The 18,318-nt window shown below is 72.0% G+C and carries 18 protein-coding genes and 1 pseudogene; 6 read left to right on the forward strand and 13 right to left on the reverse strand.

The window, feature by feature from the left end; all coding sequences use genetic code 11:
• The first annotated feature begins 119 nt into the window (after nucleotides 1-119).
• The 5 genes and pseudogenes from Leucomu_RS09970 to Leucomu_RS15715 all read left to right on the forward strand — a co-directional run bounded on the left by Leucomu_RS09970 (nucleotide 120) and on the right by Leucomu_RS15715 (nucleotide 5,470).
• Nucleotides 120-1,931, forward strand: a complete 1,812-nt coding sequence (locus Leucomu_RS09970) for a thiamine pyrophosphate-binding protein (RefSeq protein ID WP_128387124.1) — start codon at nucleotides 120-122, stop codon at nucleotides 1,929-1,931.
• A 306-nt stretch (nucleotides 1,932-2,237) separates the two neighbouring features.
• Entirely contained in the window at nucleotides 2,238-3,368 is a 1,131-nt protein-coding gene (gene dctP, locus Leucomu_RS09975; protein ID WP_128387125.1) for a TRAP transporter substrate-binding protein DctP, read from the forward strand.
• Between the two features lie 78 nt (nucleotides 3,369-3,446).
• On the forward strand, nucleotides 3,447-4,079 hold the full coding sequence (locus tag Leucomu_RS09980; protein ID WP_128387126.1) for a TRAP transporter small permease: 633 nt from the start codon (nucleotides 3,447-3,449) through the stop codon (nucleotides 4,077-4,079).
• 55 nt (nucleotides 4,080-4,134) lie between these two features.
• Nucleotides 4,135-5,094, forward strand: a pseudogene (locus Leucomu_RS09985) (TRAP transporter large permease); the annotation flags it as partial.
• 73 nt (nucleotides 5,095-5,167) lie between these two features.
• A complete protein-coding gene (locus Leucomu_RS15715; RefSeq protein WP_267128410.1) occupies nucleotides 5,168-5,470 on the forward strand; it encodes a TRAP transporter large permease subunit in 303 nt (100 codons plus the stop codon).
• Nucleotides 5,471-5,559: 89 nt separating this feature from the next.
• Here Leucomu_RS15715 and Leucomu_RS09990 read toward each other — a convergent pair whose 3' ends face one another.
• The 10 genes from Leucomu_RS09990 to Leucomu_RS15720 all read right to left on the reverse strand — a co-directional run bounded on the left by Leucomu_RS09990 (nucleotide 5,560) and on the right by Leucomu_RS15720 (nucleotide 15,017).
• Complete coding sequence (locus tag Leucomu_RS09990) at nucleotides 5,560-6,090, reverse strand: DUF3237 domain-containing protein (protein ID WP_128387127.1); 531 nt, start codon at nucleotides 6,088-6,090, stop codon at nucleotides 5,560-5,562.
• Nucleotides 6,087-7,382, reverse strand: a complete 1,296-nt coding sequence (locus tag Leucomu_RS09995) for a flavin-dependent oxidoreductase (RefSeq protein ID WP_128387128.1) — start codon at nucleotides 7,380-7,382, stop codon at nucleotides 6,087-6,089. The genes Leucomu_RS09990 and Leucomu_RS09995 overlap by 4 nt, the downstream gene beginning before the upstream one ends.
• 13 nt (nucleotides 7,383-7,395) lie before the next feature.
• A complete protein-coding gene (locus Leucomu_RS10000) occupies nucleotides 7,396-9,057 on the reverse strand; it encodes an amidohydrolase (protein ID WP_128387129.1) in 1,662 nt (553 codons plus the stop codon).
• A gap of 68 nt (nucleotides 9,058-9,125) precedes the next feature.
• The gene (locus tag Leucomu_RS10005; RefSeq protein WP_228407379.1) at nucleotides 9,126-9,464 is read right to left on the reverse strand and encodes a DUF3237 domain-containing protein; all 339 of its coding nucleotides are present in this window, start codon (nucleotides 9,462-9,464) and stop codon (nucleotides 9,126-9,128) included.
• The gene (locus tag Leucomu_RS15520; protein WP_228407061.1) at nucleotides 9,383-9,616 is read right to left on the reverse strand and encodes a DUF3237 domain-containing protein; all 234 of its coding nucleotides are present in this window, start codon (nucleotides 9,614-9,616) and stop codon (nucleotides 9,383-9,385) included. Before Leucomu_RS15520 ends, Leucomu_RS10005 begins: the two co-directional genes overlap by 82 nt.
• Nucleotides 9,613-11,460 (reverse strand): ABC transporter ATP-binding protein, encoded by a 1,848-nt coding sequence (locus Leucomu_RS10010; RefSeq protein ID WP_128387130.1) that lies wholly within the window; start codon nucleotides 11,458-11,460, stop codon nucleotides 9,613-9,615. Before Leucomu_RS10010 ends, Leucomu_RS15520 begins: the two co-directional genes overlap by 4 nt.
• Nucleotides 11,457-12,320: an ABC transporter permease gene (locus tag Leucomu_RS10015; RefSeq protein WP_017883271.1), complete on the reverse strand. Its 864-nt coding sequence runs from the start codon at nucleotides 12,318-12,320 to the stop codon at nucleotides 11,457-11,459. The genes Leucomu_RS10010 and Leucomu_RS10015 overlap by 4 nt, the downstream gene beginning before the upstream one ends.
• The gene (locus Leucomu_RS10020) at nucleotides 12,317-13,276 is read right to left on the reverse strand and encodes an ABC transporter permease (RefSeq protein ID WP_017883272.1); all 960 of its coding nucleotides are present in this window, start codon (nucleotides 13,274-13,276) and stop codon (nucleotides 12,317-12,319) included. The genes Leucomu_RS10015 and Leucomu_RS10020 overlap by 4 nt, the downstream gene beginning before the upstream one ends.
• Before the next feature lie 98 nt (nucleotides 13,277-13,374).
• Entirely contained in the window at nucleotides 13,375-14,463 is a 1,089-nt protein-coding gene (locus tag Leucomu_RS10025; RefSeq protein WP_267128411.1) for an ABC transporter substrate-binding protein, read from the reverse strand.
• Nucleotides 14,463-15,017: an ABC transporter substrate-binding protein gene (locus Leucomu_RS15720; RefSeq protein ID WP_267128412.1), complete on the reverse strand. Its 555-nt coding sequence runs from the start codon at nucleotides 15,015-15,017 to the stop codon at nucleotides 14,463-14,465. The genes Leucomu_RS10025 and Leucomu_RS15720 overlap by 1 nt, the downstream gene beginning before the upstream one ends.
• A 123-nt stretch (nucleotides 15,018-15,140) precedes the next feature.
• On the opposite strand from Leucomu_RS15720, the gene Leucomu_RS10030 reads away from it, so the two are divergent.
• Nucleotides 15,141-15,716 carry a TetR/AcrR family transcriptional regulator gene (locus tag Leucomu_RS10030; RefSeq protein WP_017883274.1) on the forward strand — a complete coding sequence of 192 codons (576 nt, stop codon included), beginning with the start codon at nucleotides 15,141-15,143 and terminating at the stop codon, nucleotides 15,714-15,716.
• 62 nt (nucleotides 15,717-15,778) lie between these two features.
• Here the strand turns inward: Leucomu_RS10030 and Leucomu_RS10035 are convergent, their stop codons facing one another.
• From Leucomu_RS10035 to Leucomu_RS15525, 3 genes are read right to left on the reverse strand one after another with little or no spacing between them, the layout of a single operon-like run.
• Nucleotides 15,779-16,306 carry a DUF3237 domain-containing protein gene (locus tag Leucomu_RS10035; protein ID WP_128387131.1) on the reverse strand — a complete coding sequence of 176 codons (528 nt, stop codon included), beginning with the start codon at nucleotides 16,304-16,306 and terminating at the stop codon, nucleotides 15,779-15,781.
• A complete protein-coding gene (locus tag Leucomu_RS10040; RefSeq protein WP_228407062.1) occupies nucleotides 16,303-17,538 on the reverse strand; it encodes a CocE/NonD family hydrolase in 1,236 nt (411 codons plus the stop codon). The genes Leucomu_RS10035 and Leucomu_RS10040 overlap by 4 nt, the downstream gene beginning before the upstream one ends.
• Nucleotides 17,535-18,083, reverse strand: coding sequence for a CocE/NonD family hydrolase (locus Leucomu_RS15525; protein ID WP_228407063.1), 549 nt, complete (start codon nucleotides 18,081-18,083; stop codon nucleotides 17,535-17,537). Before Leucomu_RS15525 ends, Leucomu_RS10040 begins: the two co-directional genes overlap by 4 nt.
• Nucleotides 18,084-18,318: the final 235 nt, after the last annotated feature.

Here is an 18,318-nt window from a genome sequence, read left to right on the forward strand (position 1 = left end):
GATTTCCGACCCGGCCGGCTAAGGCGCTCGAAAAAGGGGCGCTGCTGTCGCTGAGGCACGGTTGCCTCCCGACGAGACATACACGGTTCCCACTCCATCGAATCTTTCAAGGATCTGTGATGTCCGCTTCTGCGACCCCTTCGCTCACCCGTGCCCTCGCGGCAGCCCTCGCCCGGCACGCCGACCACAGCTTCGGCCTCATGGGCAACGGCAACGCCCACCTCATCGAGCACCTCGCCCAGGTCGGCGTGCCCTACACCGCCGTGCGACACGAGGCCGGCACCGTCGCCGCCGCCGACGCCTACACCAGGGTGAGCGGCAGGCTCGCGATCGCCACCACCACCTACGGCGCGGGGTTCACCAACACGCTCACGGCGCTGGCCGAGGCCGCCCAGGCCCGCACGCCCATGCTCGTCGTCGTGGGCGACGCGCCGAGCGGCGGCCCCCGCCCCTGGGACGTCGACCAGGAGATGCTCGCCGCGGCGCTCGGCGTGCGCACCCACATGCTCTCGGTCGCGAACATCGACCGCACCGTGGATCGAGCGGTGGCCTACGCGCAGCGCGTGCGCCGCCCCGTCGTGCTCGGCATCCCCTACGACCTCGTCTCGGCGCCCGCCGTCGAACCGCAGCCGGCGGCCGGCGCGAACAGCGCCCCCTCCCCCGGCATCGACCTCGGCGATCCCGCCGTGCTGGCCTCGCTCAGCGCGTCGGTCGCCGACGTGGCGGGGCACGCCGCCGCCCCTGCCGTCGCACCCCAGCCGGAGCGGCTGGGCGGCCCGGCCGGCCACCAGCTCGAGGCCGCGGTGCGCGCGCTGCTCGAGGCCGAGCGGCCGGTGGTACTGGCCGGCCGCGGTGCGCACCTCTCCGGCGCCTCGGCCGAGCTCGGCGCGATCGCCGACGCGCTCGGCGCGCTCACCGCCACGACGGCACTGGCCCGCAGCATCTTCCCCGCCGCCCGCTTCGACCTCGGCGTGACCGGCGGCTTCGGCCAGCAGGCCGCGATGGAGACCATCGAGCTGGCCGACGTGGTGCTGGTGGTCGGCGCGAGCCTGAATCAGTTCACGATGCGCTTCGGCGACCTCTTCGGACCGGGCGCCACCGTGATCCGCATCGACGACGAGCAGGTCTCCCCGCCCAAGACGAACCGCCCGATCACGCACCTGCTGCTGCAGGGCGATGCCCGCGCGACGCTCGAGACTCTGCGGGGCGCCCTGGTCGACGCGGGCCGTCTGCCGAGCGGGTGGCGCGAGAGCGTGCTCGGGCTCGAGCCCGGCGGCGCCCTCCGCGTGCGCGACGACGGCCTGCTCGCCCACCCCGACGGCATCTGCGCCGACGGCCGCCTCGATCCCCGGGCGGTGGCCGCGCGGCTCGACGAGCTGCTGCCCGCGAACCGCCACGTCACCACCGACGGCGGCCACTTCATCGGCTGGGCCAACACGCGGTGGCACGTGGCCTCGCCCGAGCGCATGATCATGGTCGGCACCGCCTATCAGACCATCGGCCTCGGCTTCCCGACCGTGGCGGGCGTCGCCGCCGCGGCCCCGGGCACGACGACGGTGCTGAGCACGGGCGACGGCGGCGGTCTGATGGCGCTCGCGGATCTCGAGACCGCGATCCGCACCTCGCCGAGCGGCGTGATCGTGGTCTGGAACGACGGCGCCTACGGCGCGGAGGTGCACCTCTACGGAGCGATGGGGCTCGGACAGGATCCCATGCTCATCCCCGACGTCGACTTCGCAGGGCTCGCGACCGCGCTCGGCGCGCAGGGCGTGCGCGTGCAGCGCCTCGAGGACCTCGATGCGCTGAGCGCCTGGACGGCCGCCGGCGCTCAGGGCACGATCCTGCTCGACTGCCGCGTCTCCCGCAGCGTCGTCGCCGAGTACCAGCGCGAGATCCAGCGCGTCAACGGTCTCGACGTGCCGGCCGAGTAGCCGGTCGCGCACTGCGCCCCCGCCGCCCCCGTCGCTCTCGAGCGGCGGGGGCGGCGTCGTTCTCCGGGCGACGTCGCCCGTCCGCTTTGCCACGACCGGGTCGTTTCCCATGCCGATACATCGATATACCGTTGGTTCTTGATCACTCTCCGATGCCTTCGCTATGAAAGATCACAGATTAGACACGATCGTATATCTGGCTTCGATAGTTGACCTCGGTGTGTAGATAATGAATGCGCGAAGTGCGCGGGGGCTCGGCGCACCGGTCGCAGCAGAACACCGATCTGCTCATTTCAAGGAGGAACCATGACCACAGCCCGACTGACGACGCCCGCCCTGGCACTCGCCGCCGCGGGTCTGCTCACGCTCACGGCCTGCAGCGGCGGCGCCGACGAGGCCGCCCCCGCCGAGAGCCGCGAGAGCGTCACCGTCAACGCCATGACGATGGTGCTGCCGAACACCCCGAGCGCCCCCGCCATCGAGTGGTTCTTCAGCGAGCTCGAGCAGCGCTCCGACGGGCGCATCACGGTCGACCGCACCGAGCCCGAGTCGATCTGCAAGGCCCCCGAGATCGCCGAGTGCGTGCGCGACGGCCGCGCCGACGTGGGCGTCTCGATCTCCGACTACTCGGCCTCGATGTTCCCCTCGATGTCGGTCGCGGGCATCCCCTTCATGGTGAACGACCCGCAGGCCCTCATGGAGGCCCTCTACGAGGTCAACCTCAACAACGAGTCGGCCGTCGCCCAGTGGGACGACATGGGCATCGAGTTCATGGGCGCCTGGAGCCCGGGCACCACCATCATCGGCTCGAACGGCCCCGTCGACGGCATCGCCGATCTCAACGGCCTCAAGCTGCGCGCCATCGGATCGTCGCTGCCCGCCGCCTTCGACGCCGTCGGCGCGAACGTCGTCTCGATGCCGGCCGCCGAGACCTACGAGAACATCGAGCGCGGTGTGGCCGACGCGGTGTCGTGGACGCTCGACGGCCCCGTCGACTACAAGCTCATGGAGCAGCTCGACACCTGGACCGACCCCGGCGTCGGCGCTTACACCACCTTCGCACTCTGGATGAACCAGGACTTCTACGACGGCCTGCCCGCCGACCTGCGCGCCATCGTCGACGAGGTGCGCGACGACTTCAACCGCGGCGCCGCCATCGAGCAGTTCAACTCGGTCAACGACGAGCAGTGCACCGCGCTCATCGACTTCCCCAACACGAAGAGCCTCACCGCGTGGAGCGCGGCCGCGACGGCCGAGTGGAAGGACCTCGTACAGGATCAGCTCATCGCGGACTACGTGCAGCAGGCAGAAGCCGACGGCCTCGCCGACGCGCAGGGCTACTTCGACGCCTATGTCGAAGCGCTCGAGCAGGCGGGCGCGGGCGCGCAGGGCGACGACCCGGTGTCCACCTGCATCACCCGCTTCGAGGAGAAGTAACCGCTCCCCGATCTGCGCGGGTCCGGATCCTCACGGTCCGGACCCGCGCTCATCGCGCTCGAGAGAGAAACAGACACCATGAAGAGATTCGTGCTCGGAACGAGCTCATTCCTCGGCGTGCTGGCGACGCTCGCGACCGTCACGATGATGGTCGCCATCACCGTCGACGTGATCGCCCGCGGGGTCAGCGGCGCCTCCATCCCCGGCGTGCTCGAACTCGGGGAGACCGTGCTCGTGGCCGCCGTCTTCCTGGGGCTCGCCTACACGGGCGCCACCAACGGCCACATCGCCGTCGATCTGGTCACCGACCGGCTGCCCCGCCGCGCGAGCCGCTGGGTCGTCGCGTTCGGCTGGTCCTCCACCGCCCTCATCCTGCTCTGGCTCGCCTACGCGACCGGAGCGCGCGCGCTCGAATCGACCGAGAAGAACGAGTCGCGCATGGGCCTCGTCAACTGGCCGCTGTGGCCGGCGCGCTGGCTCATCGTCGTCGGCATCGTCGCGATGCTGCTCGTCGCCGTCGTCAACGTCGCCCGCCTCGTGCGCGGCAAGGAGGTGCTCGGCTACCAGAGCTTCGAGACGACCGTCACCGACACCACCTCGTTGCAGGTCGCGGTGCAGGAGCGCGAGGACATCTCGTCGCTCACCGCGGCGAACGAACCCGTCATCGTCGCCGACGACGAGACGAACCGGAAGGATGCGAGCGATGCATAACGGCCCCCTCGTCATTGCGATCATCCTGCTGCTGCTCGCGCTGCTCGCCACCCGCATGCCCGCCGCGTTCGCACTCGGGCTCTCGGGCGCCGTGGGCCTGCTGCTGCTGCGCGACTTCGACTTCGCCACCAACATGCTGGGTGCGATCCCGTTCGACGACACCGCGAAGTTCACGCTCACGATCATCCCCATGTTCATCCTCATGGGCATGTTCGCCATGAAGGCGAAGATCGCCGAGCAGGTGTTCGCGGTCGCGGCGCACGCCTTCCGCAGGCTGCCCGGCGGCCTCGGCGTCGCGACGGTCATGGCGTGCGCCGGCTTCGCCGCCGTCTCGGGGTCGTCGATCGGCACCACCGCCACCATGTCGAAGCTCTCCGTGGGCGAGATGCGCAAGCACGGCTACCCCACCCCGCTCGCCACCGCGAGCGTCGCGGTCGCCGGCACCCTCGGCGTGCTGATCCCGCCGAGCATCATCCTGGTGCTCTTCTCGATCATGACGAGCGAATCGGTGGCCAAGATGTTCGCCGCCGGCATCATTCCGGGGGTCATGTCGGCGCTCGTCTACTCCGCCTACATGATGGTCGCGGGTCGCAAGGCCCTCAAGCGTCGCGCCGACGCCGACGCATCGCTCGAGACCGCTCTCGAGGCCGCGTCGGGCAAGGACGACGCGGCGAGCGCGACGCGCGAGCGGCGGGCCGACGAGAGCGCGACCCGCTACCGCGACCTGCCGAAGCGCGGTCTCGTCTACATCGTGATCCTCTTCGGCGTGGTGCTCGGCGGCATGTACTCGGGCATCGTCACCCCCACCGAGTCGGCCGCCATCGGCGCCCTCGCGGCGATGGTGATGGTGCTCATCGAGAACATGCGCTCAGGCGCGAGGGCCACCCTGCACGCGATCGTCGACGCGCTCAAGGAGACGGCCGGCACCACCTCGATGGTCTTCGCGATCATCGTGGGCTCGGCGATCCTGTCGGTCTTCTTCGTCGCCGCCAAGGTGCCGCAGATGCTCACCGCCGGCATCGTCGACGCGGGTCTCGACCCGCACCTGACGATGGCGATCCTGCTGCTGGCGCTGCTGCCCCCTCGGCATGGCGCTCGAGTCGCTGTCGATCCTGGTGATCACCGTGCCGCTGCTCGCGCCCGTCGCGGCCGAGCTCGGCTTCGACAACATCTGGCTCGGCATCCTGGTCGTGAAGCTCATCGAGATCGGCATGGTGACGCCGCCGGTCGGCATCAGCTGCTTCGTGGTCTCGGGCACGTCGGGGGTCAAGGTCACCGAGGTGTTCCGCGGCGTCCTGCCGTTCGTGCTGCTCGACCTCGCGGTCGTCGCGGTGCTGTTCGCCGTGCCCGACATCATCCTGTGGCTGCCGTCGCTCGTGGTCAACTACTAGCGGCGCCCGTCGCGGCGCCCCCGCGTCTCCGCGCCCGGGCGGCGCGCCGGCGCAGTGATTCGGCAGGGCGCCGACGCGACACGGCCGGATCAGCCCACGCGGTAGACGGTGTGACGCACCCGGTCGGCCTCGCGCACGCCATCGGCGATGAAGAGCGCCTCCTGCAGCTCGGCGAGCGAGGGTTCCGCCGTCTCGAGGCGCAGCATCACCCTGAAGTAGACGCGGGGCGGGGTGGATCCCGATCGTCCGCTCTCGCCGGACAGCACGCGCCGGATGCCGATCGCGTGCACCCCGATCAGCGCGCCGTCGGCGGTGCGGGCGTCGTAGCGCGCGTCGATCTCGACCGTCGGCGCGGCGTCGGCACCTGGACCGGGTCGGGGAGCGCGCAGCAGCTGGCGGTCGCCGCCGCCCGGCAGGATCGCGGCGCGCAGGCCGCGCACCGCCTCCCCCGCGTCGGCCCCCGGCATCCCCCGCAGCTCTCCCCCGACGATCGGGGTGAAGCGGCGCGCGCCGTCGCGGGTCGGGCCGAAGTCGAGCGGCTCCCCCAGCTCGACGACGACCTCGCACACGGGGATCAGCGACGGCGCCGATCCCGGCGCGATCCCGGCGCCGTCGTTCACGACGCCCCGGCGACGGCCGGCCCGCCCGTCGCCGCACCGCCCGCGCGCGCCGTGAACGACGAGCGCGCGTTGAGCTGCTCGGGGTGGAACCCCGCCGCGATCTTGTACTCCGCGGCGATCGATTCGAGCTCCTCGCGCGGGATCACGTCATGGACATCGACGAAGCCGTCGGGGGCGCGCTCGGAGGCGATCTGCATGACCCGCTCGGGGCCGGTCTGGCGCGTGAGCCCGAGCAGGCGGGCCGTGGCGGGGCGGCGCGCTCCCTCGTATGCGGAGAGCGCCGCGTCGATCGAGGGCGTCGTCGCCAGCTCGTAGGCGAGCGTGCGCGCGTCGAGGGTGGCCTGCGAGCCGCCGTTCGAACCGTTCGGGTACATCGCGTGGGCGGCGTCGCCGAGCAGCACGACGCGCCCGAACACCCACTGCGGGATCGCGTCGCGGTCGACCATCGGGTACTCGAGCAGCTCTTCCGCGCCCGCGATCACAGCGGGAATGTCGAGCCAGTCGTAGCGCCACCCCTCGAAGATCTCGGCGATCGGGCCGCGCTCGACCTGCCGGTTCCAGTCGGCCGAGGGCGAGCCGCCGCCGCGGCGCTCGGCGATGAAGTTGAGGCGCTGGCGGCCGTCTTCGAGCGGGCCGCTCAGCGGGTAGGCGACGAACTTCTGCTCGGCGTCGCCCACCATCACCATGGTGCGACCGTCGAGCAGGGGGTCGACGAGGGCGGTGCCGCGCCACAGGGTGAGACCGCTCCATACGGGTTCGCCCTCGTCCGGGTAGAAGAGCTTGCGCGCGGCGGAGTGGATGCCGTCGGCTGCGATGACGAGGTCGCCCGAGAGCTCGGTGCGGCTGCCGTCGGTCAGCTCGAACACGGCGGTCGCTCCCGGCCGGCCGTCGGCGCCCTCGCGCAGGTCGACGAGCCTGTGGCCGAGCCGGATCACGTCGCCGAGGCGCTCCTCGACGAGGTCGCGCAGTTCGAGCTGCAGGCGGCCGCGGTGCACGGAGAGCTGCGGCCACGCGTAGCCGGCGTCGCGGCCGCGCGACTCGCTCCAGATCGGCTGGCCGTGGCGGTTGTAGTAGCTGAGCGTGCCGGGCTCGACGCCGAGCGCGGCGATGCGGTCGGCGACGCCCAGCTCGGTGAGCTCGCGCACGGCGTGCGGCAGCAGGTTGACGCCCACCCCGAGCCCGCGGATCTCGGGGGTGCGCTCGGCGACGGTGATGTCGGTGAAGCCGGCGGCCTCCAGGCTCAGGGCGGTGATGAGGCCGCCGATTCCGGCACCTGCGATGACGATCTTCATGGGGTGTGCTTCCTTACACGGTTGCTTGCGGATGGGGTGCGGGGGCGATCCGCTCGTGCACCACGTCGCCGCCGACCACGGTGATGGCCGCAGCGACGCGGAACAGCTGATCCGACGGGATCTCGAACGGATCCTCGGTCGAGACGACCAGGTCGGCGCGCTCGCCGACCCGCACACGGCCGGCGGAGCCGAGCACGAGCGAGGCCGAGCCGCTCGTGTAGGCGGCCAGCGCCTCGGCGAGCGTGAGGGCCTGCGATGGGTCGAGCGGCGGCAGCCCCGCGCCGGGCCCGAAGGGGTGCGCCCGGTTGACGGCGACGTGGATCGCCTGCCAGGGGTCGGCGAGCGACACCGGCCAGTCGGAGCCCATCGCGATGTCGGCGCCGCTCTCGATCAGCTCGCGGAACGGGTACGACCTCGCCGACCGCGCCTCGCCCACGACCGCGATCATCGACGGGTCGGTGGTGGCCCACAGCCCCTGGATGTTGGCGGTGACCCCGAGCGCCCCGAAGCGCCGGGAGTCGTCGGGGTCGATCATCGACAGGTGCGCGAGGTGGTGGCGGGGGCCGGGGCCGTTCGCCCGTCGCGCGGCCTCGATCGCGTCGAGGGCGACGCGCGTGCCGCGGTCGCCCATGACGTGCAGGTGCAGGGCGAAGCCGCGGGCGTCGAGCCGGATCGCGAGCTCGCGCATCGTCTCGGCGTCGATGTGCAGTTCGCCCGAGTGCGGGTGCGAGCAGTAGGGGTCGAGCAGTGCGGCGGTCTCGCCCTGGGGCACGCCGTCGACCATCGCCTTGCACGTGGCGGAGGGCAGCCCGGCGGCCTCGTTCTCGGCGCGCAGGCGTTCGAATCGCTCGACGAGCGCGGGCACGTCGGCCGCGGTCGTGCCCGGTGGGATCCACAGCGCGCCCGAGACGCGGCTGCGCAGCGTTCCGTCGGCGGTCGCGGCGAGGTAGGCGGGGGTGCAGTCGGCTTTGCCGTTGAACTCGCCGAGGATCGCCTCGTGCCAGCCGGTGACGCCGAGCGACCACAGGCAGGCCTGGGCTTCGAGCAGGCCGGCCGTCATCTCCGCGACGGTCGCGGCGGGGATGGACGGGGCGAGCAGTTCGACGCCGCCCTCGTTGAGGTAGCCGGTCGGCTCGCCCTGCTCGTCGTGGTAGACGTGCCCGTTGGCGGGCTGAGGGGTGTCGCGGTCGATGCCGGCGATCTCGAGGGCCCGGGTGTTGGCCCAGAGCGTGTGGTGGCCGGCATCGCTCAGGGCGACCGGCCGGTCGGGGGCGATCGCGTCGAGCATCTGGCGGGTGGGGTGCGGCAGGAGTTCGTGCGACCACCCGCCGCCGACCAGCCAGGCATCGGGGGTTGCGGCCTCGTCGAGCCGAGCCGCCGCGCGGGCGATCAGGTCGAGCGTCTGCTCGACGGTGGTCGCGGGGGTCAGGTCGAGGCTGAGGCGCTCGACGCCTGCGAAGACGGCGTGGGCGTGGGCGTCGACGAAGCCGGGCAGGATCGCGCCGCCGCGGGCGTCGACCACGCGCGTGTCGGGGCCGCGGTGCGCGAGCACGGAGGCGTCGTTGCCGACCGCGAGGATGCGGTCTTTGCGCACGGCGACGGCGGTGTGCACGGTGCGCACGCGGCCGTCGAACACGCGGCCGGAGACGATGCAGAGGTCTGCTGGTGCTGACATGGGTGCTTCTTTCTGGGTGGGTGCTTCTGGGTGCTCGGGACGGGATCGCGGGCGCCCGGGGGCGGCGGTTACACCAGCCGGAACACGCGGATCACGACGCGGCCGGGCTCGGGGCGCGCGTAGCCGACGAACTGCGATTCGGCGAGCCACTGCAGTTCGGGGTGCTCGGTCTGGAACACGAAGGCGGTGCGGTAGTAGAGCTCGCGCTCGCCCACCGGTTCCCCCGCGAGCATGCGCTCGAAGCTCTCGGGCTCGGTGCGCCAGGTGCCGCGGTTCACGACGTCGATCGCTGCGCGCCCGGCACCGCCCGGCAGCTCGGCCTCGATCACGTAGCGCGCGTCGAGCCGCACGGTGAGGCCGCGGCCGTGCCACCAGTCGCCACCGCCGGGCAGGATGCGCCCGCGCAGGCGGGGCCCTCGAACGCACCGCCGGTGATGCCCGCGAAGTGCAGGCCCTCGCCCTCGTCCGATCCGCCGACGGGAATGGCGTCGGCCACGTCGACGCGCAGCTCGAAGCAGAACTCGAACGCGGGCTCGATGAGTTCGGGTGCGGGGATCATGCGAGGTCCTCCATGTCGGGGATGGGCTGGGCGGCGGTGACGACGGGGATAGCCGAGGTGCGGCCGAGCCGTCGCCGGCGCGGTTTCCACCCCTCGCGCGGGATGGAGTCGAGCAGCAGCCGGGTGTACTCGGCTCGGGGCGAGTCGAGGATCTCGTCGGCGGTGCCGTACTCCTCGATCGCGCCCGCCCGCATCACGGCGACGCGGTCGCAGAGGCGACGGATCACGGTGAGGTCGTGGGTGATCATGAGCAGCCCCACCCCGGTATCGCGTCGGATGGCGTCGAGCAGCGAGAGGATCTCGACCTGGGTGGTGACGTCGAGCGCGGAGACTGCTTCGTCGAGCACGAGGATGCGCGGGTCGGCGGCGAGCGCCCGCGCGATCGCGACCCGCTGCCGCTGCCCGCCCGAGAGGGAGCGCGGCCGGGCGTCGAGCAGGGTCCCGTCGAGACGCACCTGCCGCATCAGCTCTGAGGTGCGGGCTTCGACGGCCGCGCGGGGGTCGCGCGGCCGGTGCACGCGGATCGCCTCGGCGAGGCACTCGCGCACGGTCTGCCGGCGGTCGAGCGACTGGTAGGGGTCTTGGAACACCATCTGCACGGTCTTCGCGCGGGCGCGGCGGGCGGCGGTGCCGCGCGCCGGGGAGCTCCAGTCGTCGCCGGCCACGGTCACGGTGCCGGCGTCGGCGCGTTCGAGGCCGCAGATGATGCGGGCCGTGGTCGATTTGCCGGATCCCGACTCGCCCACGCTGCCGAGGGAGCCGCCGGGTGCGAGCTCGAGGGAGACGTCGTCGACCGCGACGAAGGTCTCGCGGCCGCCGCCCTTCGCGCTGCGCACCCGGAACGTCTTGCGCAGGCCGGCGACGGCGAGGATCGGCGCGGCCTGCGCCGGGTCGGGGCCGCGGCGCCCGCCCGTCGATGCTTCGGGCGACGCCGGCGCTTCGGGTGAGAACCCGGCCTCCGCTCCGAGAGATCGGTGCGATCCGAAATTCGGACGGGCGGATCCGGATCCCCCGTCGCCCTCGGGCAGCGCCGCCGACATGAGCACGCGCGTGTACTCCTCGCGCGCGTCGCGGCGCATCGTGGCCGAGCGCAGCGTCTCGATCGTGCGCCCCTGCCGCATCACGGCGACGCGGTCGGTGACGGCGCCCGCGAGCGCGAGGTCGTGGGTGATGAACAGCATCGACAGCTCGCGGTGCTTCCGCAGCTCGCCGATCACGGCCATCACCTCCTCCTGCGTGGTGACGTCGAGGGCGGTGGTGATCTCGTCGGCGAGCAGGATCTCCGGATCCATCGCGAGGGTCGCGGCGATCATCACGCGCTGCAGCAGACCACCCGACAGCTCGGCCGGGAACTGGCGCATGCGGCGCGCGGGAGCGGTGATCCCGACCTCGTCGAGCAGTTCGACGGCTCGCGCACTGGCCGTCTCTGGCTTCGCGCCGGCCACCGTCACGAGCGCCTCGGTCATGAAGTCGCCGATCGAGCGCAGCGGGTTGAGGTGCGCGCGAGGGGTCTGGAAGACCATGCCGACGCGGCGGGCCCGCAGCTCCCGCAGCTCGCGCGCGCCCAGCTCGGAGATGTCGCAGCCGAGGATGCGGATCGACCCGCCGGTCTCGAAGTACGCGGGCAGCAGGCCCGCGACGGCGCGCACCGAGAGCGTCTTGCCCGATCCCGACTCGCCCACGAGGCCCACGGCCTCGCCGGCGCCGACCCGCAGCGAGCAGTTGTGCACGAGCGTGCGGCCGGGCATCGAGATCGACAGCCCGTCGAGCTCGAGCACGGGCTCGGCGGCGGTTGCCGCGGCGGCCTCGGAGATCGCGTCCGCGGCGTTCTCGGGAGTGCTCATCGTTCCTTCTCCTCTGCCCAGGTGGTGACGCGGGCCCCGATGATGCTCACCGACAGCACGGTCAGCACCACGAAGATCGCGGGGAACAGCGACTGCTCGGGGGCGCCCGCGAGGATGCCGGACTGGCCGCTCGCGATCATGGCGCCCCAGTCGGCGGCGGGCGGCTGCTCGCCCAGGCCGAGGAACGAGATCGCGGCCAGGTCGAGCATGGCGTAGCCGAAGCCCACGGCCATCTGCGCGGCGACCACGGGCACGAGCGCGGGCACGAGGTGCTTGAAGCAGATCGCGAGGCTCGACACGCCCTGCACGCGCAGCGCCGCGATGTACGGCTTGCCGAGTTCGCGCGACGCCGCCGTCTGCGTGAGCCGGGCGACGACGGGGATGTACGCGATCGAGAGCGCGATCACCGGGGCCACGAGCCCCTTGCCGAACATCGCGACCGCCAGCACGGCGAGCACGAGGCCGGGGATCGCGAAGATCACGTCGACGACGCGGGCGATCGTGCCGCGCAGGGCGCCCCCGAACCAGGCGCCGAGCACCGCGAGCGAGGCGCCCGCGACGGTCGAGAGGATCACCACGAAGATGGGGGCCACGACGCTCGTGCGGGCGCCGACGAGCACGCGCGACAGGATGTCGCGGCCCACGTCGTCGGTGCCGAACGGGTGCGCGGCCGAGACGACGCCGTTCACGTCGCCCGCGTAGAGCTCGGTGTGGTCGTAGGGCGCGATCCACGGCCCGAGGACGGCGGCGAGCGCGATGAGGCCGAACACGGCGAGGGCCGTGACGAACATCCAGTCCTTCTGGGCGGCGCGGATCGCCGCCCTCGGCGCGCGGCCGGATGCGAGCTGGGCGACGCTCATGCCTGCCTCCCTGCGGTGACGGTGTCGGGATCGATGAGGGCGCTCAGCAGGTCTGCGACCGCGTTCAGCACCACGAAGATGGCGACGAGCAGCAGCGACACGAGCTGCACGACGGGCAGATCCTTGCGGGCCGCGGCCTCGGTGAGCAGCGAGCCGATGCCGCCGAGCCCGAACGCCTGCTCGGCGATGGCCGACGCGGCGAAGAGGCCCGCGATGGTCGTGCCCGAGATCGCGAGGATCTGAGGCGACGCGTTGCGGAACACGTGCACGCGGAAGATGCGGCCGCGAGGGATGCCGCGCACCTTCGCCGTCTCGACGTGCTCGGAGTGCAGCTGGGCCACGAGCGAGGAGCGGGTGACGCGGCTGATGTACGCGATGAACATGACGGAGAGCGACACCGCGGGCAGGATCAGGTGCCAGAGACGGTCCCACCCGCCGGATCCCTCGCCGAAGACGGGGAACCAGCCGAGGCTCTTCGCGAAGATCCAGATCAGCAGGATCGCGACGACGAAGGTGGGCAGCGCCATGCCGAGCGCGGTGGCGACGGCCACGGCGCGATCCACCGCGGGGCCGCGGGTGGCGGCGAGGATGCCCGATCCGACGCCGAAGACGAGGATGATCACGACCGTCAGCAGCACCAGCTGGAAGGTGACGCCGAAGCGCGGCGCGACGAGGTCGAGCACGTCGGTCTTGTAGACGAAGGACCGGCCGAAGTCGCCCGTGAAGACGCCGCCCAGCCACTGCAGGTAGCGCGACCAGATCGGGTCGTCGAGGTGGTGCTCGGCGCGTATCTGCGCGATGAGCTCTGGCGTCGGCTTCGCCCCGCCCGCGAGTGCCGCGATGGGGTCGCCAGGTGTGAGCAGCAGGGCGGAGAAGATCACGACGCTCGACAGGAAGAGGGTCAGCAGCAGGCCGCCCAGTCTTCCGATCAGCGTGCGCAGCACGAGTCCGTTCACCGTGTGTGTTCCTTACCTTGTAGGTCTGTTCTTGGGGCCGGTGCCGGTCTCCGGGCCAGTCGAGGGAGCGCACCCCCGCGACGGGCCCGGAGCGGGGCCTACTTGCCGCCGAGGTGCAGCGCCCAGGGGCTGCTGTAGATGGCGATCGAGGTGGTGGCGCCGGTCAGCTCGTCCGAGAGGTACGTGAGCTGGTAGGCGCCGGCGAGGGTGACCTGCAGCTGGTCGGGGGCGAAGACGCGCTGCGCGGCGACGAACTCCTCGGCCGCCGTCTCGGGGTCGGTGGCGGTGCGGGCCGCTTCCATGCGGGCGGTGACCTCGTCGTTCGAGTAGGCGCTCCAGTTGAAGACGCCGCCGCGATCCTCGGGCAGCATGAACAGCGAGGGGTAGCCGATCACGCCCGGGGTCTCGAGGTAGCCCTGCGTGGCGACGAAGTCGATGCCGTCGCGGGCGCCCGGGTCGTAGAACATGGCGCCGAAGTCGGCGGGCTGCATCTCGTCGATCTCGATGTCGAGCCCGATGCTCTTGCCCGCGCTCTGGATGATCGCGGCGGTCTGCTGGAACTCCTTGGCGCCCGCGGGGATCGCGACCACGAGGGGTCGGCTCACGTCTTCGCCGCTCTGCTCGATGAGCTGCTCGGCCCGCTCAAGGTCGACCTCGGGGGCGTCGAGTTCGTCGTAGGCCGCCTGGTAGACGCTGCTCGCCTCGGATTCGCCGAAGGTGAAGGGCGGCACGATGGTCTTCTGCACCTCGCCGAGCCCGTTCAGCACGGTGTCGATGTACTTCTCGCGGTCGATGGCGAGGCTGAGCGCCTGGCGGATCGCGGGGTTGGCGGCGGGGCCCTCTGCGGTCGCGGGGCCGAAGCTGAACGACGCGGTGGAGGGGCCGAGGATCAGGCTGCCGGCGCCCTCGCCCTCGAAGGTGCTGCGCGATCCGGGCGGCACGTTGTAGGCGCCGTCGATCTCGCCCTGGGCGAGCGCGGTCGAGAGGGTCGACCCGTCGGTGACGAAGACGTACTTGAGCGTCTGCACGAGCGGGGCGCCGCCCCAGTAGTGCTCGTTCGCGGTGGTGACGATCTCGCTGCCCGGCTTCCAACCGCCCTGCTCGAGCTGGTAGGGGCCGGTGCACATGAGGCCGCCCTCGGAGGTGCCGAGGGCGGGGCCGGCCTGCTCGCCGTAGGCCCGGCTCATCACGGCGCCGGCGCCGCCCGCGATGGCGTCGCGGAAGGCGGAGTCGGGGCGTTGAAGCGCACGGTGACCTCGAGGTCGCCGGTCTGCTCGATGCTCGAGATGAGCACGAAGGCGGCGTACCACTGGGAGGAGGGGTTCTGGCCGCGCTGCAGGCTGTAGACGACGTCGTCGGCCGTGAGCGGGGTGCCGTCCCAGAAGGTGACGTCGTCGCGCAGCTTGATGACGAACGTGACGGGATCGGCCCAGTCCGCGCTCTCCGCGACGCCGGGAGCGATCGAGAAGTCGGGCTGCAGCTGCAGCAGGTTCTCGCAGAGGTTGGGGATGATCACGGTCGCCGAGGAACCGGGATCGAGCGTCGCGGGCTCCCCCTCGACGACCGACCACACGACCTCGTCGACCGGGTTCTCGCCGGCGGGCAGCGCGGTGACGAGTTGCGTCTCGTCGATCGCCTCGCGATTGTCGGCGGTGCCGCCCTCGCGGGGCGCACAGGCGGTGACGGCGAAGAGCGCCGCTGTTCCGAGCGCCAGTCCTACGACCAGTCCGCTTCGTTTCATGGTTCCGTCCTTTCGGAATCGCTTCGGGGTGGATCGTCGGTGATCCGTCCCCTCGTCATCATAATACAACGCTGTTGTCTATCAATGTTGCATTTTGGTTTCGCTGCTCGCTAGGCTCGCGATATGCCCAAGGACATCGACCGCGAAGCACGCCTGCAGGCCATCGCCGAGGCCACGATCCGCGTTGCGCGCAGCGCCGGCGCGAACGCCGTCACCATTCGGGCGGTCGCCCGCGAGCTCGGCGGGTCCACCACCCTCGTCACGAACTACCTGCCCTCGCGGGCAGAGCTCATCCTCAACGTGCTCGACCGCGCGAGCGCGCGCTGGCGCGCCGAGTACGAGGGCGCCGCCGACGGCCTCTCGCCGGTCGAGCGCTTCGAGGCGCTCGTCTCGTGGGAGCCCGAGCCCGACGAGGTCGAGCCCGTGCTGCGCGCCCTGATCCTCGAGATCGTGGCCAATGCCGAGACCGAACCCGCCCTGCGCGACGCCCTGCGCCGAGAATCTGAGGCGTACCGCACCGTGCTGCACCGCGCTGCCCGCGAGGCCGGCTACGCCGACCCCGCACTCGCGACCGAGCTGGGCTACCTGCTGCTGCGCGGCTCCTACTTCGCGAACGCCGAGGATCCCGCCTACTGGCACGCGGCGCGCACCCGGGAGATCACGCTCTCGGCGCTGCGCGCCCTGCCGCGCGGACGCTGAGCCGGCGCCCATCCCCGCGCCGCCCCGGGCTCCGATCCCGATCCCGATCCCGATCCCGCGCATCATCGCACCGCGAAGACCCTGATGCACACCTGCGGCTCGCCGGCCCCGCCCTCGCCGTCGCGGGCGAGGCCGATGAACTGGTGCTCGGCGAGCCAGCGATGCGCGGGGGCGTCGGTCTGGAATACCGGAGCCGTGCGGAAGTACAGGCCCGGGTCACTCTCGGGCACCGCCTCGCCGCGCTCCATGCGCGCCATCACCTCGTCGGTGGCGCGGAAGTAGCCGCGGTTGAGCACGTCGATCACGGCGCCGTCGTCGGCGCGGATGAGGTAGCGGGCCTCGAGCTGCGCGGTTCCCGAGCGCTCGACCGCCCAGTCGCCGCCGCCCGCGAGCACCTCTCCGTTCAAGCGGGGCCCGGTCACGCTGCCGCCCGAGATCGGAGTGAAGGTGAGCAGTTCGTCGGCCCCGCGGCCGATGCGCAGATCGGGATCGACCGTCGCGCGGATCTCGAAGACGTACTCGAGGGTCGGCGCCGGCAGTTCACCGGGGGCGCGGGCGGCTGCGGGCGCCGTTGCGGTTGCGGCGGTCATGCGAGTGCTCCTTCCAGCACGGGGATGTCGATGGCGAGGGCGTCGGCCCCGCCGATCACGATGGTCTGCGTGTTGGTGCGCATCCGCTCCCCCTCGGTCCAGGGGTCCGCACCCGTGCCGGGTTGCGGCAGGAACTCCGGGTAGTCGCTGCTCGACACGTGCACCCGCAGTTGGTGACCGGCGCGCAGCCGATAGCCCACGTGGCCGAGGTCGATGGCGAGCGTCTCGGCACGCGTCGCGTCGCGCAGCTGCAGCTGACCGCGCGCGATCCTGAGCGCCGTGCCGTCGGGCGCCACGTCGAGCAGCCGCACGAAGCAGTCGGCGACGGGGCCGCTCGAGCGCAGCCGCACGCGCGCCTCGACCGGGCCCGCCAGATCGACGTCGCAGGGCTGCACCGGCGCCTCGAAGACGAGCACGTCGTCGCGGGCGCCGATGGGCGCCTCGTCGGGCAGGTGCAGCAGGTACGAGAACGCGTCGGGCACGCTCGAGGGCACCGGGTCGGCGGGGTCGTGCCGCCAGCTCGCCTCGCCCGCCTCCGCCGGACGCTCGGCGGCGAGACCGCCCCGCGGCGTCGCGAAGCGCGTCTCGACGCGCACCCCGGCGGGCGGCCAGGCGTCGGCGATCCGCATCTCCCCCGCGTCCCCCTCGTCGCTGGCCGCCAGGTTCCAGCTCACCCGCGGCACATCGGCCGGCGAACCGTTGCCGCGCACGAACACCTCGAAGAAGGCGAGCGCCGGATCGAGCGTGCGGGGGAGCAGCGCACGGATCTGCGCCACGCTGCGCTGCTCGACCCGGTCGGCGGCGCGCTCGACCAGGCGGAAGCTCTCATGGTCGATCGGCTCGATGCGCAGGTAGTGGAGAGCATCCCAGTTCGGGTGCTCGCGGATCGTGTCGACGTCGGCCCACGAGAGCGGCGCGCAGTTGTCCCACCAGCCGATCGTGTGCAGCGCCGAAACGGAACGGCCCGCGAACGGGTCGCCCTGCGGGAAGCGCGGCAGGGTCACCGGGTGCGGCGCCCACTGATCGTAGGAGCGGGATCGCGAGCCGGCGTGCGCCATGAACGCCTCGGCCTGCGCCGCGAAGTCCCCGCGCGACCAGTCGGGCTCCCACAGCCAGGTGTCGGGCCCGTGGAAGTGGGTGAGCGGGTAGAGGTTGGTGATCGCCCACTCGACGGGACGCGTGCGATCGCCCGGGCGCCGGTGCACGGGCTCGCCCAACTGCGTGCCGGTCACCCGGGGGGGGCGATCGCCCTGAGCGCGGGATGGCCGCTCGCGGCCGCCGCCCACTGCGTGTAGCCGTAGTAGCTGTCGCCCCACATCGCGACGCGGCCGTTCGACCAGGGCTGCTGTACGATCCAGTCGAGGGTGTCGGAGCCGTCGCGCACCTCGTTCACGAAGAGCAGCGCCTCCCCCTCCGAGCGGAACTTGCCGCGCACGTCCTGCGCCACCACCCGGTAGCCGTGCCGCGTGAAGTACTCGGCGATCAGCGGGATGAAGGTGTACTCGCCGCTCTTGTCGTAGGGCAGGCGGATCAGGATCGTGTCGCCGGGGGTCTCGTCGAGCGCGCCCGTCTGCGCGGCGCCCGTCTGCGCGGGGTCCGCGTCCGGCGCCGGCCGCTCCGCTCCCTCCGGCCGATCCGCGTCCGTCGATCGCGAGCCCCCTGCCCGCGGCAGGTAGACGTCGGTCGCCAGGCGCACCCCGTCGCGCATGCGCACCCGCTCCTCGCGGGCGAGCTCGCTCACGGGCGCGGGGCCGAGGCGGTGGTACTGCGTCGTCATATCACTCCTTCGGGATGGGGCTCCGGGTCTCGCCGCCGCGAGGGCGCCGGTCTCGCGAGAGCGTGCCCTTCTCGCGAACGGGTGCCTGCTCTCGCGCCCGGGATGCCTCCCCTCGCGACCACGGCACCCCTCGTCACGAGAGCATCCTCACGGCGAGACCGCCCTCCGGACCAGCCGGGTGAGAACCAAGGTAGGGGCGCTTCCGTAATTAGTCAAGTCCGACTAGACAATTTTT

The organism is Leucobacter muris, assembly GCF_004028235.1.
In the GTDB taxonomy this organism is placed as follows: Bacteria; Actinomycetota; Actinomycetes; order Actinomycetales; family Microbacteriaceae; genus Leucobacter; species Leucobacter muris.

What these genes read in the sequence shown, in the direction of transcription:
- Leucomu_RS10000 (WP_128387129.1), bottom strand. Translation starts at nt 9,057, where the DNA reads ATGTCAGCACCAGCAGACCTCTGCATCGTCTCCGGCCGCGTGTTCGAC.
- Leucomu_RS10030 (WP_017883274.1), top strand. Translation starts at nt 15,141, where the DNA reads ATGCCCAAGGACATCGACCGCGAAGCACGCCTGCAGGCCATCGCCGAG.
- Leucomu_RS15720 (WP_267128412.1), bottom strand. Translation starts at nt 15,017, where the DNA reads ATGAAACGAAGCGGACTGGTCGTAGGACTGGCGCTCGGAACAGCGGCG.
- Leucomu_RS15520 (WP_228407061.1), bottom strand. Translation starts at nt 9,616, where the DNA reads ATGATCCCCGCACCCGAACTCATCGAGCCCGCGTTCGAGTTCTGCTTC.
- Leucomu_RS10025 (WP_267128411.1), bottom strand. Translation starts at nt 14,463, where the DNA reads ATGAGCCGGGCCTACGGCGAGCAGGCCGGCCCCGCCCTCGGCACCTCC.
- Leucomu_RS09995 (WP_128387128.1), bottom strand. Translation starts at nt 7,382, where the DNA reads ATGAAGATCGTCATCGCAGGTGCCGGAATCGGCGGCCTCATCACCGCC.
- Leucomu_RS10010 (WP_128387130.1), bottom strand. Translation starts at nt 11,460, where the DNA reads ATGAGCACTCCCGAGAACGCCGCGGACGCGATCTCCGAGGCCGCCGCG.
- Leucomu_RS09970 (WP_128387124.1), top strand. Translation starts at nt 120, where the DNA reads ATGTCCGCTTCTGCGACCCCTTCGCTCACCCGTGCCCTCGCGGCAGCC.
- dctP (WP_128387125.1), top strand. Translation starts at nt 2,238, where the DNA reads ATGACCACAGCCCGACTGACGACGCCCGCCCTGGCACTCGCCGCCGCG.
- Leucomu_RS10015 (WP_017883271.1), bottom strand. Translation starts at nt 12,320, where the DNA reads ATGAGCGTCGCCCAGCTCGCATCCGGCCGCGCGCCGAGGGCGGCGATC.
- Leucomu_RS15525 (WP_228407063.1), bottom strand. Translation starts at nt 18,083, where the DNA reads ATGACGACGCAGTACCACCGCCTCGGCCCCGCGCCCGTGAGCGAGCTC.
- Leucomu_RS09980 (WP_128387126.1), top strand. Translation starts at nt 3,447, where the DNA reads ATGAAGAGATTCGTGCTCGGAACGAGCTCATTCCTCGGCGTGCTGGCG.
- Leucomu_RS10035 (WP_128387131.1), bottom strand. Translation starts at nt 16,306, where the DNA reads ATGACCGCCGCAACCGCAACGGCGCCCGCAGCCGCCCGCGCCCCCGGT.
- Leucomu_RS15715 (WP_267128410.1), top strand. Translation starts at nt 5,168, where the DNA reads ATGGCGCTCGAGTCGCTGTCGATCCTGGTGATCACCGTGCCGCTGCTC.